Here is a 16,207-nt window from a genome sequence, read left to right on the forward strand (position 1 = left end):
CGCCGACTCCGATTGCCATTATCCGTCAGGGGTTTGACCGCTCCGCCACCATTACAGGGTGCTCCATGGCTCTAGACAATCGCCGCCTGGCCGAACTGGCCGGCCACGACGCCTTCCTCCATCGTCATAATGGCCCCAGCGCCGATGACAGCGCACGGATGCTCGAGGCACTGAACCTCGACAACATCGGGTCGTTGATCGAGAAGACCGTACCAGCCGGCATACGCCTGGGCCGTGAACTGGATCTCGATGGCCCGCGTGCCGAGGCCGAGGCGCTCGATTACCTGAAGCGCCTGGCGCGCCAGAACAAGGTTTTCAAGACCTATATCGGCCAGGGTTACCACAACACCCACCTCCCAGCGGTGATTCAGCGCAATGTGCTGGAAAACCCGGGCTGGTATACCGCCTACACCCCTTATCAGCCGGAGATCGCTCAGGGCCGGCTGGAGGGCCTGCTCAACTTCCAGCAGATGGTCATGGACCTTACCGGCATGGAGCTGGCCAACGCCTCGCTGCTGGATGAAGCCACTGCCGCTGCAGAAGCCATGGCCCTGTGCAAACGGGCCAACAAGAAGAACAAGAGTCAGGCGTTCTTCATTGCCGACGACGTACTGCCTCAGACCTTGGACGTGGTGCGCACCCGCGCTCATTATTTTGGCTTCGAGCTGATCGTCGCCCCGGCTGAAGAAATCGCCTCGCATGACGTCTTCGGCGCCCTGCTGCAATACCCCAGCCAGAGCGGTGAAGTTCGCGATCTCGCTCCGCTGCTGGCGGCTGCCGCGGAGCGCAACATCATGACCTGCGTGGCCGCCGACATCATGAGCCTGGTGCTGCTCAAGGAACCCGGCAGGCTGGGAGCCGATATCGTGGTCGGCAATACCCAGCGCTTCGGTGTTCCGATGGGCTTTGGCGGCCCTCATGCCGCCTTCTTTGCCACCACCGACAAGCTCAAGCGCTCCATTCCCGGCCGCATCATCGGTGTCTCCAAGGACAGCCGTGGACACCAGGCACTACGCATGGCCATGCAGACCCGGGAGCAGCATATTCGCCGCGAGAAGGCCACCTCCAACATCTGCACTGCCCAGGCACTGCTGGCCAACATCGCCGGCTTCTATGCCGTCTACCATGGCGCCGAAGGCCTGCGCACCATCGCCTCGCGCATCCATCGCCTGACCACCATCCTGGCCGAGGCCGTCAAGCGCAAGGGCATTGCCCTGGCTCACGATAGCTGGTTCGACACCCTGCGCCTGACCCGCGTCGACGCCGGCAAGATCCATGGCCGTGCCATGACCCACGAGATCAACCTGCGCTATTTCGATAACGGCGATATCGGTGTCAGCCTCGACGAGACCACCACGGCGGCAGACTTGGGAGTGCTGTTCGACGTCCTGCTCGGCGAAGAGCACGACCTGTCCGTGCCATCTCTGGACGACGAGGTCATCGCCAAGGGCTTGAGCGGCATTCCCGACGCTTGCCGCCGCGAATCCGGCTTCCTGACGCACCCGACCTTCCAGCGCTATCGCAGCGAGACCGAGATGCTGCGCTATCTCAAGCGGTTGGAAAACAAGGACCTATCGCTGACCCATGCGATGATCCCACTGGGCTCGTGCACCATGAAGCTCAACGCCACCAGCGAGATGATCCCGGTGACCTGGCCGGAGTTCGCGCATATTCATCCCTTCGCGCCCAAGGATCAGGTGGTGGGGTACAAGCAGATGATCGACGAGCTGGCTGCCTTCCTGGTGGAGATCACCGGCTACGAACACATCTCCATGCAGCCCAACTCCGGCGCGCAAGGCGAATACGCCGGCCTGGTGGCCATCCGCCGTTATCAGGCCGCGCAGGGGCAAGGACACCGCGATATCTGTCTGATCCCCAGTTCCGCACACGGCACCAACCCGGCCTCGGCCGCCATGGCACACATGAAAGTGGTCGTGGTGGAATGCGACAAGGACGGCAATATCGACCTGGCCGATTTACGCGCCAAGGCCGAACGGCACCATGACGACCTGTCGGCGATCATGCTCACCTATCCGTCGACTCACGGGGTGTTCGAGGAAGGCGTGCGGGAGGCCTGCCAGATCGTCCACGACCATGGCGGTCAGGTGTACATCGACGGCGCCAACATGAACGCCCAGGTCGGCCTCGCCCGCCCCGGCGACTTCGGTGGCGACGTCTCGCACCTCAACCTGCACAAGACCTTCTGCATTCCTCACGGAGGTGGAGGCCCCGGTATGGGGCCGATCGGCGTCAAGTCCCACTTGGCTCCTCATGTGTCCAACCATGTGGTCACTCCGCTTCAGGGGGTCAACGACGACTGCGGCGCGGTGGCAGCGGCGGCGTTCGGCTCGGCCTCGATCCTGCCGATTTCCTGGGCCTACATCAAGATGATGGGGGCTCGTGGCCTACGCGAGGCCACTGAACTGGCCATCCTCAATGCCAATTACATCGCGGCACGTCTCGGCGACCATTACCCGGTGCTCTACAAGGGCGTCAACGGTACCGTGGCTCATGAGTGCATCATCGATATCCGACCGCTCAAGGCGACTTCCGGCATCAGCGAAGAGGATATCGCCAAACGGCTGATGGACTACGGCTTCCATGCCCCGACCATGTCGTTCCCGGTGCCAGGCACCCTGATGGTGGAGCCCACCGAGTCGGAGTCACGCTACGAGATCGATCGGTTCTGCGATGCCATGATCGCCATCCGCGAAGAGATCGCACGCGTGGAAAGCGGTGAGTGGCCAGGCGACAACAACCCGCTGGTGCATGCCCCGCATACCATGGCGGATCTGATGGACGCTCACTGGGAGCGCCCCTACTCCCGCGAGCAGGGAGCCTTTCCCTCCGCCGCGGTCAAGGCCGCCAAGGTCTGGCCGGCAGTCAACCGTGTCGACAATGTGCTTGGCGATCGCCAGTTGATCTGCTCCTGTCCGGGCATCGACGAATACCGCGACTGATTCTCCTTGCCCATGCCGACAAGGCCCCGGACTGGTCCGGGGCCTTGCTATGCATCGAGGACTCCCTGCCGATCACAGGGAACTATCGAAGCTCGGTTCTTCGGTATAGCCATACAGCGCATGGCGACGGTGACTGCGAAAATCGTCCAGCAACTGAGCATAACGGCGCGGCAGCTCTCCATCGGAAGGCGTGACCACATGCAGAGCCTCGTGAACCGGCTGGGGCAATGCCAGTTCCTTGACCTGACGCTGCCAGGGCGATGTCTCGAGTACCAAGCGCGATATGACGGTAAAGCCGAGACCTCGTGCCACGGCATCCAGCACCATGGATATCTCGTTGGTATAACCCTGCTGGGGAAAATGGCTCATGGAGCGAAATTCTCCCGGGAAATTGGCACGCAGCAACTGACTGGCGTGGTTGATACCATCGGAATAGTTCATGAAACCCAGTCCCAACAGGTCGTTGAGAGAGGTGCCGGTAAAGTCCGCAGGCACCACGAGACACAGCGGCTCCTGAAGCCAAGGCTCATAATGCAGATCGGGATGTTTGATCACGTCGGTGACGATGCCCAGGTCATAGCGGCCAGCCAGCACATCCTGCACGATCTCGCCATTGAAGGCGAAGCTGTAGCTTACCGTGAGCCCCGGATACATTTGCTGATAGCCGAGAATGAAAGGGTAGAACATCAGGCCAACGCTGCCCGGCGATGCGATACGACATTCCCCGGAGTCGAGTGAGTCGTTATCCAGCGAATGGCGAAAGTGCTCATGCTCGGCGAACAGCTTGACGGCATAATCGTAGGCACGACGCCCGGTCTCGGTCAGCGTGAACCTGCGGCCATGACGGTTGAGCAAGGGCTTGCGCAGATACTGCTCGAGCTTGCGGATATGTTGGCTCACCCCCGGCTGGGTCATATCGAGCCGCTGCGCGGTATGCGTGAAGCTACCGGTTTCGACCAGGGTAATGAAGGTGCGAAAATACTGGGCGTTGAACATGGAGCAGCGGTTCACTCATTGGCCTGTTGGATGCGCGTATCTAGGCGGGTTCCCAATTTATCAGATTTCGGCAATCTACGCAGCGCTGCGAGTATGTCACGGACATGATAGCATCACGGAAGAACCGTCAACCAAGAGTTCCGACCGTCTTCGCCCCCGCGCCTGTCGAGCCGATGCCGCTCCTCAGGCACCCTTGGCAATGACGCCCCCGGGCCCGTTTGTCGAAGATGCCATGAGTCGCGATGACCAGTTGCCCCTTCGCCAATTGCTGACTCCAGACCGACACAAGGCCGACGCTGCATGACAAGGATTCCTACCGTGCCCGAAACGATCTCCACCACCATTTCCCCCGAAGGCAGCCTCGAGGTGCTGTCCCAGCACGAGGTGAATCGGCTGCGCGACACATCGGCCAGCGGTCTGCATGACCTGTTGCGCTGCTGTGCCCTGGCCGTACTCAACTGCGGCAACCCGACCGACAGTAGCCGCGAGGTCATGGAAACCTACCACGACTTCGATATCGAAGTGCTGCAGCAGGATCGCGGCATCCGCCTCAAGCTAAGCAATGCCCCTGCCGAGGCCTTCGTCGATGGCAAGATGATCCGCGGCATCCGCGAACTGCTGTCGGCGGTGCTGCGCGACGTCGTCTATGTCTATAACGAGATCCAGACCCAGCAACGCTTCGACCTCAGTACCGGGGAAGGCACCACCAATGCCATTTTCCATATCCTGCGCAAGGCCGGCGCGCTTAAGCCCTCCCGGGACCCCAGCCTGGTCGTTTGCTGGGGAGGGCACGCGATCTCCCGTGAGGAGTATGAATACACCAAGGATGTCGGCTATCACCTGGGCTTGCGTGACCTGGATATCTGTACCGGGTGCGGCCCGGGTGCCATGAAGGGGCCAATGAAAGGCGCCAATGTCGCCCACGCCAAGCAGCGTCGTAGCGTGAGCCGCTACCTGGGCATTTCCGAACCGGGCATCATCGCCGCGGAGTCACCCAACCCGATCGTCAATGAGTTGGTGATCATGCCCGATATCGAGAAGCGTCTGGAGGCTTTCGTGCGCGTCGGGCACGGTATCGTCATCTTCCCCGGCGGCGTCGGTACCGCCGAGGAAATCCTCTACTTGCTGGGCATCCTGCTGCATCCCAGCAATCGAGACATGCCCTTCCCGGTCATCTTTACCGGACCTGCCGACTCGGCCGACTACTTCAAGCGTATCGACGAGTTCCTGGCCTACACGCTGGGCGATGAGGCACGAAGCCGCTACCGCATCCTGATCGACGATCCGATCGGCGTGGCGCGCTGCATGAGAGTGGGCGTCAACGAAGTGACCGAATTCCGACGCGCCCATCAGGATGCCTTCTATTACAACTGGCGCCTGAATATCGCGAGAGACTTCCAGGCCCCCTTCGCACCGACTCACGAAGCCATGGCCGGGCTCGCCCTGCATCGCAACCAACCCGTTCACGAACTAGCTGCCAATCTGCGCCGAGCTTTCTCGGGTATCGTCGCCGGCAATGTCAAGGAACCGGGTATTCGCGCGATCGAAACCAATGGACCCTTCCGGCTGCACGCCGAACCCGACCTGATGGCGCGGTTGGACGAACTGCTCAGTTCCTTCGTCGACCAAGGGCGCATGAAACTGCCGGGCAGCACTTACGTGCCCTGCTATACCCTCGGCTGACCGGGAGAGATGCTGAGCGAGGCGCCGTGGTTGGTCGCGCCTCGCTTCTCGGCAGCATTCTACGACGCCTCCAGCCCCCTAGCGCTCAGGCGCCGGCTTCCACCACAATCCCAGCACGTGCAGCAGCACCCCCAATGTCGCGCCATGCGATATCAGGATCTGCCAGCGCCCCCAAGCGGAGGAAAACGCCTGCCAGACCGCCATCAGTGCCAAGCCGACCAGTACGGCACCCCCCAGGCGGCGCAGCAATGGTAACACCCGTGCGCGTGCCGCCGATGTCAGTAGACGCCAGTGCACAACGGCCATTATCGCCACCACCACGAACACCATGCCGATCAATGACAGGCGGGTATCCTGCCCTTCATTCACATAACGCGGTAGCGTGGCAAGAATCACCAGCAACAGGCCCAGCATCACGCTGAGCCGCTCGGGGCTAGGATTGATCCGCATCTCAGGCAACCTGAAGATTCTCTTCGTCGATCCAGGCCTCGGCCCAAGGCAGTGCCGCATCATCGGCCATGAAGGTTTCCATGGCGTCGACCTCGAGACGCTCGCCGAGGCGATACGCACCATGTTCGCTCAACAGCGCGTCCAGGGAACGCCCTGCGCCGCAGAACGTATCGCCGTAGGAACTATCTCCCAAGGCGATCAGGCCATAGCGAAGCTCGCTCAGGTCGGGCCCATCATCGACAATGGCCCGCGTGAAAGGCACCAGATTACCCGGGTAGTCCCCACTTCCGGTGGTGGAGACGCAAAACAGGGCCAGGTCGGTGGGAGAACCGACCAGGTCATCCAGAGTCGGCTGGTCATAGATGCTGACTTCATAGCCAGCCTGCTCGAAGAGCGGCTTCACCTGTTCGGCAACATCCAAGGCACCGCCATATACGGTGCCAACGAAAATCTTCAGAGTGGGCATGAGTGAGATTGCTTTGCTCGAGAAATTTTCTCGAATGGTAACATAGCCGGTGATCGAGCCGAATCCCGACTGCCATATGCGCCATTACACTGCCCACGTTGCGCCTGCAAGATACGAGGTTGGCAAGCTATACTTCGCTCTTTTCAACACGCAGGAGAGAACATGCAGCAGACGTTCGAGGCCTGGATAACGCCGCTCTTGATAGGTGGCTTGATCCTGTTCATGTGCTTCATCATCTGGGATCTGGCGCGCAAATCCAAGGCCGGAAGATTCGGCACCATCATGCTGTTCATCGTGCTGGGAGCAGGGATGCTGGGCTATATCGTCAAGGTCGTGATCGCCTACCTGATGGAAGGCAATGTTTGAAAAAGGAACCCTGTCATTCCGTTTTGGAATGACAGGGTTCCTGCCATGGCATCGAGACCATCCCTTCAGTGCTGCAAGGGACCATCAAAGCCTTCGACTCGGCCCTTGAGCTTCTGGCCGGGCCGGAAGGTCACTACCCGCCGCGCCGAGATGGGAATTTCCTCCCCGGTCTTGGGGTTGCGTCCGGGACGTTCACGCTTGTCGCGCAGATCGAAATTGCCGAACCCTGACAACTTGACCTGCTCGTTTTCGCGCAGACAGCCACGGATCTCTTCGAAGAAAGCCTCCACCATCGATTTGGCCTCGCGCTTGGACAGACCAAGCTCGACATGCAAATGTTCGGCCAGTTCCGCCTTGGTCAACGCACCCATGGTCATTCCCTCGTTGGATATCGCCACCACCTCGCCTCCTTCCGGCTCAACCTCTCAGCCGAGCCCCGAAACGTTGCTTGGACTCAGTGACGATTGCATCGACTAACTGATTGATTTCTTCATCATTGAGCGTGCGTGAAGGATGCTGCCAGGTCAAGCCCAAGGCGACACTCTTGTGCCCTTCTGCCACCCCCTTGCCCTGATAGACGTCGAACAAACGCAGTTCCGTCAGCCATTCGCCAGCCTGCTCGCGCAGGCAGTCGAGCAATGACTGGACGGGTAGCGTTTCATCGACCAGCAAGGCCAGGTCGCGACGGACTTCCGGATATCGAGATAACGGTATAAATTCCGGAAGAATCCCTTGTGACAAGGCTTCCAGCTGCACTTCGAACAATACCGCATCGACCTTCAAACCCAACTCGGCGCGTACCGCCGGATGCAGCGTCCCAAGCCAGCCGACGGCATCGCCCCGGTACAACACCCGTGCCGTCTGGCCCGGGTGCAAAGCGGGATGCTCACCCGGCTCGAAGCGCCAGGCCGAGATGCTCCCGCCCATCGCCAACAGGCTTTCCAGGTCACCCTTGACGTCATAGAAGTCGACCGTTTCGCGTCCTCCCGCCCAGCCCTCCGGATCTCGAGAGCCGCAGGCCAGACCACCCAGCATGGGAATCTGCGCGAGATCGTCCAGATCGCCGTGGAATACCAGCCCCGATTCGAAAAGCCGTATGCGGCTCTGCTGCCGGTTGAGGTTATGCTCCAGGGCCTTGATCAACCCCGGAAACAGACTCGCACGCATCACCGCCATATCGCTGGAGATCGGATTGGCGAGCCGGGGCGATATCGCCTGTGGCAACAGGGTCCGTTGCAGGTCGGGAGATACGAAGCTATAGCTGATGGCCTCCTGATAGCCCCGTGCCACCATCTGATGACGTAACCGGGACAATGGCTGACGACGCTCGCCATCCGGGCGCAGCGACAACCGGGCCAGAGGGCGACGCACCGGCAAACGGTTATAGCCATGAATACGTGCCAGTTCCTCGATCAAGTCTTCCTCGATAGCGATATCGAAGCGCCAGCTCGGCGCCTCGACCCGCCATCCCGCCACGGTGTCGGTCACCGACATGCCCAGGCGTTGCAGGATATCCACCGCCCGATCGGACTCCAGGCGCATGCCCAGCGCCTGCTCCAGACGCGCCGCGCGCAGCTCGATCCAACGCGAGGGCGGCAAATGGTCGTGGCTGGTGACATCGACCACCGGCCCTGGCTCGCCGCCGGTGACTTCGCGCAATAGCGCCGTGGCTCTCTCTACCGCCATGAGCGTCAGCTCAGGATCGACACCGCGCTCGAAGCGATGGGACGCATCGGTATGCAGGCCATAGGTGCGCGCCTGCCCCGCCACCGCCAAGGGCGTGAAGAAGGCCGACTCGAGAAAGATGTCGCGCGTCTCGAGTCCGACGCCGGAGTGTTCACCACCCATGACACCGGCGATGGCCAAGGCGCCCCGGCTATCGGCGATCACCAGGGTATCGTCCCGCAGGGCGATCTCCTGCCCATCGAGCAATACCAGGCGCTCCCCCTCCCGGGCCAGGCGCACCTCGATGGCATCGTGAAGATTGTCGAGGTCGAAGGCATGCATCGGCTGGCCAAGCTCGAGCATCACATAATTGGTAATGTCGACCACTGGATCGATACTGCGGATACCGCTGCGACGCAGCCGCTCGACCATCCATAGTGGCGTCTCGGCGCCGACGTCGACGCCCTTGATCAGCCGCCCGACATAGCGCGGGCAACGCTCCGGATCGCTGACATGTATCGTGAAACGGTCATCGTGCGTCGCCACCTGCGTCTCGATGGCCGGCCCCGCTACCGCCAGGCAGTTGAGCACACCAACCTCACGGGCCAACCCCTTTATGCTCAGGCAATCCCCGCGGTTGGGGGTAAGGTCGACTTCGATGGTGCTGTCGTCCAGCCCCATCCAGGCACGAAAATCCTCGCCCAGCGGTGCCGATGCGGGTAGCACGAAAATTCCGGCCGAATGCCCCTCTTCGAGCCCCAATTCGGAGGCAGAGCAGATCATGCCCTGTGACTCCACGCCGCGCAGCTTGGCCCTCTTGATCTTGAAGTCGCCGGGTAGCACCGCACCGACACGGGCAAACGGCACTTTCTGGCCCACTTCCACGTTGGGGGCGCCGCAGACCACCTGCCGAACCTCACCGCTGCCGTCATCGACCTGACACACATTGAGCTTATCGGCATCGGGATGCTGGGCCTTATGGGTCACGCTGGCCACCACGACACCTGCGAAGCCCTCGGCCACCGGTTCTACGGCATCGACCTCCAGGCCCGCCATGGTGATCTGGTCGGCCAATGCCTGGGTCGCCAGTTGTGGAGAGACCCACTCGCGCAACCACTGTTCGGAAAATTTCATGGGAGATCCTGTCTTCTGGTATCGGTCGGTGCGGTCAGGCGAACTGGCGCAGGAAGCGCAGGTCGTTTTCGAAGAACAGCCGCAGATCGTTGACGCCATAGCGCAGCATGGCCAAGCGCTCGGCGCCCATGCCGAAGGCGAACCCCTTGTAACGCTCGGCATCGATACCGGAATGCCGGAACACTTCCGGATGCACCATGCCACAGCCCATCACTTCCAACCAGCCGCTGTGCGAGCAGACTCGACACCCTTCCCCGCCGCACATCACGCACTGGATATCGACCTCGGCGGACGGTTCGGTGAACGGGAAGTAGGAAGGGCGGAAGCGCACCGAGAGTTCGTCGCGTTCGAAAAAGGCCTTCAGAAAGTCCTCGATGGTCCCCTTGAGGTCGGCAAAACTGACGTCCTCATCGACCAGCAATCCTTCGACCTGATGGAACATCGGCGTATGCGTCAGATCCGAATCGCTGCGATAGACCCGCCCCGGGCAGACAATGCGGATCGGGGGAGTGGTTTCCTTCATGGTGCGCACCTGTACCGGTGAGGTATGGGTGCGCAACAGTCGTGTGGCATCGAAATAGAACGTATCGGCCATGCCCCGCGCCGGGTGATGGGCGGGAATATTCAAGGCTTCGAAGTTGTGATAGTCGTCCTCGATTTCCGGCCCCACCGCCACATCGAAGCCAATGCGGGTGAACAACCCTTCAATGCGTTCCAGCGTGCGAGTGACGGGATGCAGGCCGCCACTGACCTGACCTCGCCCGGGCAACGTCACATCGAGGCGCTCCGCCGCCAGGCGTGCGTCCAGAGCGACTTTTTCCAGCGCCTGTTTGCGGCTCTCGAGCTCAGCCCCCAGTTGCTGCTTGGCCAGGTTGATCCGTTCGCCTGCTGCGGGACGCTCTTCCGCCGGTAGCTTGCCCAGCCCCTTGAGCAGGGCGGTGATCTCACCCTTCTTGCCGAGATAGCGCACCCGCACCTCGTCGAGGGACTGCATGTCCTGGGCAGCCTCGATGGCCTTGCGAGCCTCGGCAACCAGATTGGAAAGATGGTCCATCCGTTGCGCTCCGAAAGCGTTTCGACTGGCGCGGTGACCGTCGAAACGAGGTCATATGGTAAAAAAACAGGGGAAGAGCGGCTGCTCTTCCCCTGCGACGTTCACACGACGTTCCGGTACGCGGTCAGGCCGCCTTCGAAACGTCAAAACGGCCAGTGTCACTTACTGAGCAGCCTTGGCCTTCTCGACGATGGCAGCAAATGCCGCTTTCTCGTGAACGGCGAGATCGGCGAGAACCTTGCGATCGATCTCGATACCGGCTTGCTTCAGACCGGCAATGAAGCGACTGTAGGACAGACCGTTCTGACGAGCCGCCGCATTGATACGCGCGATCCACAGTGCGCGGAACTGACGCTTGCGCTGACGACGGTCACGGTAAGCGTACTGACCGGCTTTGATGACCGCTTGCTTGGCAACGCGGAATACCCGCGAGCGGGCGCCATAGTAGCCTTTGGCCTGCTTCAGAATTTTCTTGTGACGGCGACGAGCAACGACGCCACGCTTGACACGAGTCATAGCTTTCTCCTGACGTTAAAAAGGGTCAACCAGGCTTAGAGATTCGGCAACATGCGCTGAATCAGTTGCTTGTCGGCATCGTGGATCTGCTTCATTCCACGCAACTGACGCTTACGCTTGGTGGACTTCTTGGTCAGAATGTGGCTACGGAAAGACTGCTTGTGCTTGAAGCCATTGGCCGTCTTCTTGAAGCGCTTGGCAGCGCCGCTGTTACTCTTGATCTTCGGCATGAGGGAAAACTCCGCTCGGTGTTTTTCAGAAAATCCTAGGCCGATGCTCCGTCACCGCCGCAGCGATGGCGGGCATCCGTTTACCTGCCTATGGATCACTTCTTCTTGGGGGCAAGAATCATGATCATCTGGCGCCCTTCCATCTTGGGGAAGGACTCCACACTCGCCACCTCCTCGAGGTCCGCGGCGATCCGCTCCATCAGCTTGCGGCCGATGTCCTGGTGCGCCATCTCGCGGCCGCGAAAACGCAGCGTGACCTTGCCCTTGTCGCCACCTTCGAGGAATCGGATCAGGTTTCTCAACTTCACCTGATAGTCCCCCTCGTCGGTGCCAGGCCGGAATTTCACTTCCTTGACCTGGATCTGCTTGGTCTTCTTCTTCTGAGCAGCCTTCTGCTTCTTCTGCTCGAAGACGAATTTGCCATAATCCATGATCTTGCAGACGATGGGATCGGCATTGGAGATCTGCACGAGATCCATACCAGCGGCTTCGGCCTGCTCCAGCGCTTCGCGCGTGGGGACGATGCCAAGCTGTTCGCCGTCGGCGCCGATGAGGCGGACTTCGTCTTCGCTGATACGCTCATTCATTGGGGGGCGCTTGTCTTGGGGACGCCCACGCTGAGTATTCCGCTTGATCGTTACATCTCCGTGTTGGTTGACGTTGTCGTTATCCCCGCTCGGCCTCAAGCCGGGCAATGAGGTCATCGACTCTCATGGTGCCGAGATCCTCGCCACTGCGGGTGCGCACGGCAACTGCGTCGGATTCGACCTCCTTATCTCCCACTACCAGGAGATAGGGAACTTTCTGCAACGTATGTTCCCGGATTTTAAAGCCGATCTTCTCATTCCTCAAGTCCGCCTTGACGCGCAGACCAATTTTCTGCAGGCGCTGCTCCAGGTTCCGCGCGTAATCACGCTGCGCATCGGTGATGGTCAGCACGACCGCTTGCTGCGGAGCCAGCCAGAGTGGCATGGCACCGGCATAATGCTCGATAAGGATACCGATGAACCGCTCCATGGAACCGACAATGGCACGGTGCAGCATCACCGGGGGCCGACGAGAACCGTCCTCGGAGACGTACTGGGCGCCAAGACGGGCCGGCATCATGAAATCGACCTGCATGGTCCCGACCTGCCATGCGCGACCCAGGCAATCCTTCATGTGGTATTCGATCTTGGGGCCATAGAACGCCCCTTCTCCGGGCAACTCTTCCCACTTCACATCGCAATGGGCCAAGGCGCCGCGGAGGGCGCGCTCGGCCCGATCCCAATCCTCATCGCTACCGAGGCGCTTGTCGGGGCGCAAGGCGATCTTGACGGCAATGTCATCGAACCCGAAGTCGCTGTAGACCTTCAACGCTTGACGATGGAAGTCCGCAACCTCCGATTCGATCTGCTCCTCGGTACAGAAGACATGCCCGTCATCCTGGGTAAACGCCCGCACGCGCATGATACCATGCAACGCACCGGAGGGCTCGTTACGGTGGCAGCCACCGAACTCACCATAGCGTACCGGCAGCTCACGATAGCTGCGCAACCCGGAATTGAACACTTGCACATGGCCGGGACAGTTCATCGGCTTCAACGCATACTCACGTTTTTCCGATTCGGTAAAGAACATGTTCTCTGCGTAGTTGTCCCAGTGCCCCGATTTTTTCCATAGCGACACGTCCATGATCTGCGGACACCGGATCTCCTGATAGCCGCCGATCTTGTAGACATTACGCATGTACTGCTCGACAACCTGCCACAGCGTCCAGCCTCGCGGATGCCAGAACACCATGCCGGGCGCTTCTTCCTGCATATGGAACAGATCCAGTTTACGCGCCAGCTTGCGATGATCGCGCTTCTCCGCTTCTTCCAGACGCTTGAGGTAGGCATTGAGCTGCTTCTTGTCCGCCCACGCCGTGCCATAGATGCGCGTCAGCATGGGGTTGTCGGCATCGCCGCGCCAGTAGGCGCCGGCCAGCTTGGTCAGCTTGAAGGCCTTGAGGTGGCGCGTATTGGGAACATGCGGCCCACGACACATGTCGATATATTCTTCATGGTGGTAGAGACGGATGGTCTCTCCCTCCGGAATCCCGCGCACGATCTCCTCCTTGTAGGGCTCGTCGCGGTGCAGGAAGGTCAGCATCGCCTTGTCACGATCGACGTACTCGCGCACCACATCGTAGCCGCGTTCGATCAATTCCTTCATGCGCCGTTCGATGGCGTCCAGATCTTCCGGGGTCACCGAGTGACCGAAGTCGATATCGTAATAGAAACCGTCATCGATCACCGGTCCGATGGCCATCTTGGCCTCGGGGTAGAGCTGCTTGACGGCATGACCGACCACGTGCGCGCAGGAGTGGCGGATAACCTCGAGGCCTTCCTCGTCGCGGGCGGTGAGAATCGCCACTTCGGCATCACGGTCGATGACATCGGCGGCATCCACCAGTTTACCGTCGATCTTGCCCGCCACACAGGCTTTGGCCAGCCCTGGACCGATGGATTCGGCCAGTTCCATGACGGTCAGGGGAGCGTCAAAATGTTTCTGACTGCCGTCAGGCAGTGTCACGATTGGCATTACGAATATCCTTCAACGCAGTGGTGAGCCATACCAAGGCTCACATGTCGCAGGCTGTGGGGAAAGAACATGCCACTATCATACCGACTGGCCATCATCAGGGTACAAGACGACCTTGCCCTGCCCGGGATGAGACGGTGCCAGCAGTCATTGATGCAGCAGAGGGCGAACATTAGCAGCCTCGCCAACCCGACGTCCAGCACCAGAGGCCGTCTAGAACGCCGGCGAGCGCAGAGCGGACACAACGACGTCAGGGGCGCCCGAAGGCACCCCTGACCCCAGCAGGCGAATCAGCGCCTGCGATTACCACTCATGTCGAAAAACGACGCTTTATTCCCACTCGTCGAGCTCGACGCGGCGGTTCTCGGCGCGGCCGGCATCCGTCTCGTTGGTCGCGATCGGGCGCTCCTCACCGAAGCCTTGGGCACGCATGCGCTCCCGCTCGACACCGCGCGACTCCAGGTAATCGACAACCGATTCGGCACGCCGCTGAGAGAGGCGCTGGTTATAGTCGGCCGGACCCACGGAGTCGGTATGACCGTCGATGCTCACACGCACATTGGGATTGGCCACCAAACGCTCGGCAACGCCATCCAGGACCTGCTCCGCTCCCGGCGTCAGCTTGGCGGAGTCGAACTCGAAGTTCACGTCACGCAGCACCAGGCTCTCGGGACAACCCAGAGCATTGACCTCGGAACCTGCCGGCGTATTCGGGCATTGGTCGCGGTAATCCGGCACACCATCGCCGTCGGAATCCAGCGGGCAACCTTCAGCATTGACCTCAACGCCGGCCGGTGTACCCGGACACTGGTCACGATAATCCGGTACGCCGTCGCCATCGGAATCCAGCGGACAGCCCTCAGCATCGGTAGCAACGCCCGCAGGAACGTCACCGTAGGCCGGACACTGCGGCTCGACGGGCTCCGGCGTGCGATCGGCACACAACATCGCACCAGCGGTGGCACCAACAGTACCACCTATGGCAGCGCCATCCTCTTCATCGGACTCACCGCTGGTGGCATAACCGATGCCACCGCCAATCAGGCCGCCCGCAAGCCCGCATACCACCGGGTGCTGATACCAGGCACGATCTGCAGAGGCAGAAGCCTGGCCGGAGGTCTGCCCCCCCGAACTGGCGCAGCCCGAAAGGCCGACGACCAGAGCGGAACCGAGCATTAAGCCAGTCGTTGATTTCTTCATGTAAGACTCCTTCTTAACACAGCGCTAGTCGCAACTTTACGTTACACAGCAGGTCCATCGTTTTGTAGAACCCAAAAGCGGAGAGAGATTACCCCACCTCACCCCGCAAAAGAAAGCACAACACACGTGATTAGGCTAGTGCTTTATCACCATAGCAGGCTTGTCGGTCAGAATGACTTAATACCAAAAATGTCGCAAATCTTGATCTTCACAGCGTCGCTGAGCAGCACTCATCGGCTGACAAGGCCCTGGTGAATCGAGCCAGATCTCAGTGAAGACCTTCCGGCCAGCCTGACGTTAATTCACGCACAGCCTTCGCGGCATCGAACAAGTCCGAGCGATACTCGTCCTCTATCGCCAAGCGCTCACGATCTTCCTTCATACGCGCTCGGCGGCTCAAGGCCTTGCGAGCGGAATGGGTATGCAAGTGCGCGGTACGCGCATGCATCATGCCGAACACGTGAAAACATGGACGCTCCATCAGCGCCGGCTCGATAATTTCGAGCAGGACCTTGCAGCGCAGCGCCCCTTCGGTCAGATCAACCTGTTCCTGCAACATCGCTCTGGCAATCGCATCCAAGCTCGCCAGGCACTTCTCATTGGCGCGACGAATTTCATCGCGTTTGAATGCTTCCCGCCGTCGTACTTCCTGCCACAGGGAGCAAGCGTAGGCACCGAGGCCAGCCAGAAACACCAGCGCGATACCCAACAAAATCATCGCAGTCATTTCACTCATCGACGCAACATCTCACTTCGGTCTTTGCGCTGGGGAGTATACGTTGACTGAGCATTCGACCCAACCGGTCACGAGCCGATGAAATCATGCCAGAAACCGCCCGGGTCGACGCACACGAAGAAGGGATCGCGAAATCCTGCATATAGGAGGCAGTGTGAGAGCACCTGCCTATCAGCCTGGGATCCC

The 16,207-nt window shown here is 60.4% G+C and carries 15 protein-coding genes; 3 read left to right on the forward strand and 12 right to left on the reverse strand.

The genetic code is table 11. The features are described from left to right. The first annotated feature begins 65 nt into the window (after positions 1 to 65). The gene (gcvP, locus tag ACFOEV_RS17400; protein WP_386776150.1) at positions 66 to 2,960 is read left to right on the forward strand and encodes an aminomethyl-transferring glycine dehydrogenase; all 2,895 of its coding nucleotides are present in this window, start codon (positions 66 to 68) and stop codon (positions 2,958 to 2,960) included. A gap of 72 nt (positions 2,961 to 3,032) precedes the next feature. On the opposite strand, the gene ACFOEV_RS17405 is transcribed toward gcvP, so the two are convergent. Then, positions 3,033 to 3,956 carry a LysR family transcriptional regulator gene (locus tag ACFOEV_RS17405; protein WP_386776151.1) on the reverse strand — a complete coding sequence of 308 codons (924 nt, stop codon included), beginning with the start codon at positions 3,954 to 3,956 and terminating at the stop codon, positions 3,033 to 3,035. Between the two features lie 300 nt (positions 3,957 to 4,256). Here ACFOEV_RS17405 and ppnN point away from each other — a divergent pair, with 300 nt between their 5' ends. After that, on the forward strand, positions 4,257 to 5,639 hold the full coding sequence (gene ppnN, locus ACFOEV_RS17410) for a nucleotide 5'-monophosphate nucleosidase PpnN (protein ID WP_386776152.1): 1,383 nt from the start codon (positions 4,257 to 4,259) through the stop codon (positions 5,637 to 5,639). A gap of 78 nt (positions 5,640 to 5,717) precedes the next feature. Here the strand turns inward: ppnN and ACFOEV_RS17415 are convergent, their stop codons facing one another. Then, positions 5,718 to 6,089 carry a hypothetical protein gene (locus tag ACFOEV_RS17415; protein WP_386776153.1) on the reverse strand — a complete coding sequence of 124 codons (372 nt, stop codon included), beginning with the start codon at positions 6,087 to 6,089 and terminating at the stop codon, positions 5,718 to 5,720. Between the two features lies 1 nt (position 6,090). Next, positions 6,091 to 6,555 carry a flavodoxin domain-containing protein gene (locus tag ACFOEV_RS17420; protein ID WP_386776154.1) on the reverse strand — a complete coding sequence of 155 codons (465 nt, stop codon included), beginning with the start codon at positions 6,553 to 6,555 and terminating at the stop codon, positions 6,091 to 6,093. A 162-nt stretch (positions 6,556 to 6,717) separates the two neighbouring features. On the opposite strand from ACFOEV_RS17420, the gene ACFOEV_RS17425 reads away from it, so the two are divergent. Then, complete coding sequence (locus ACFOEV_RS17425; RefSeq protein WP_386776155.1) at positions 6,718 to 6,921, forward strand: DUF2788 domain-containing protein; 204 nt, start codon at positions 6,718 to 6,720, stop codon at positions 6,919 to 6,921. A gap of 65 nt (positions 6,922 to 6,986) precedes the next feature. Here the strand turns inward: ACFOEV_RS17425 and ihfA are convergent, their stop codons facing one another. From ihfA to ACFOEV_RS17470, 9 genes are all read right to left on the reverse strand, one after another. Beyond that, entirely contained in the window at positions 6,987 to 7,292 is a 306-nt protein-coding gene (gene ihfA / locus ACFOEV_RS17430) for an integration host factor subunit alpha (protein ID WP_386776328.1), read from the reverse strand. A gap of 46 nt (positions 7,293 to 7,338) precedes the next feature. Then, complete coding sequence (pheT, locus tag ACFOEV_RS17435) at positions 7,339 to 9,720, reverse strand: phenylalanine--tRNA ligase subunit beta (protein ID WP_386776156.1); 2,382 nt, start codon at positions 9,718 to 9,720, stop codon at positions 7,339 to 7,341. 34 nt (positions 9,721 to 9,754) lie between these two features. Further along, positions 9,755 to 10,774 (reverse strand): phenylalanine--tRNA ligase subunit alpha, encoded by a 1,020-nt coding sequence (gene pheS, locus ACFOEV_RS17440; RefSeq protein WP_386776157.1) that lies wholly within the window; start codon positions 10,772 to 10,774, stop codon positions 9,755 to 9,757. A 162-nt stretch (positions 10,775 to 10,936) separates the two neighbouring features. Continuing rightward, positions 10,937 to 11,290, reverse strand: coding sequence for a 50S ribosomal protein L20 (gene rplT / locus ACFOEV_RS17445; protein WP_092850218.1), 354 nt, complete (start codon positions 11,288 to 11,290; stop codon positions 10,937 to 10,939). A gap of 35 nt (positions 11,291 to 11,325) precedes the next feature. Next, positions 11,326 to 11,520 (reverse strand): 50S ribosomal protein L35, encoded by a 195-nt coding sequence (gene rpmI / locus ACFOEV_RS17450; protein ID WP_102586569.1) that lies wholly within the window; start codon positions 11,518 to 11,520, stop codon positions 11,326 to 11,328. A 95-nt stretch (positions 11,521 to 11,615) separates the two neighbouring features. Continuing rightward, positions 11,616 to 12,224 (reverse strand): translation initiation factor IF-3, encoded by a 609-nt coding sequence (gene infC, locus ACFOEV_RS17455; RefSeq protein ID WP_386776158.1) that lies wholly within the window; start codon positions 12,222 to 12,224, stop codon positions 11,616 to 11,618. Continuing rightward, entirely contained in the window at positions 12,187 to 14,085 is a 1,899-nt protein-coding gene (gene thrS / locus ACFOEV_RS17460; protein WP_386776159.1) for a threonine--tRNA ligase, read from the reverse strand. The genes infC and thrS overlap by 38 nt, the downstream gene beginning before the upstream one ends. Before the next feature lie 330 nt (positions 14,086 to 14,415). Next, complete coding sequence (locus tag ACFOEV_RS17465) at positions 14,416 to 15,285, reverse strand: OmpA family protein (protein ID WP_386776160.1); 870 nt, start codon at positions 15,283 to 15,285, stop codon at positions 14,416 to 14,418. A gap of 268 nt (positions 15,286 to 15,553) precedes the next feature. Beyond that, on the reverse strand, positions 15,554 to 16,021 hold the full coding sequence (locus ACFOEV_RS17470) for a DUF2489 domain-containing protein (protein WP_386776161.1): 468 nt from the start codon (positions 16,019 to 16,021) through the stop codon (positions 15,554 to 15,556). Positions 16,022 to 16,207 lie beyond the last annotated feature (186 nt).

This window comes from Litchfieldella rifensis, from assembly GCF_042646605.1.
GTDB classification, from domain to species: Bacteria; Pseudomonadota; Gammaproteobacteria; order Pseudomonadales; family Halomonadaceae; genus Litchfieldella; species Litchfieldella rifensis.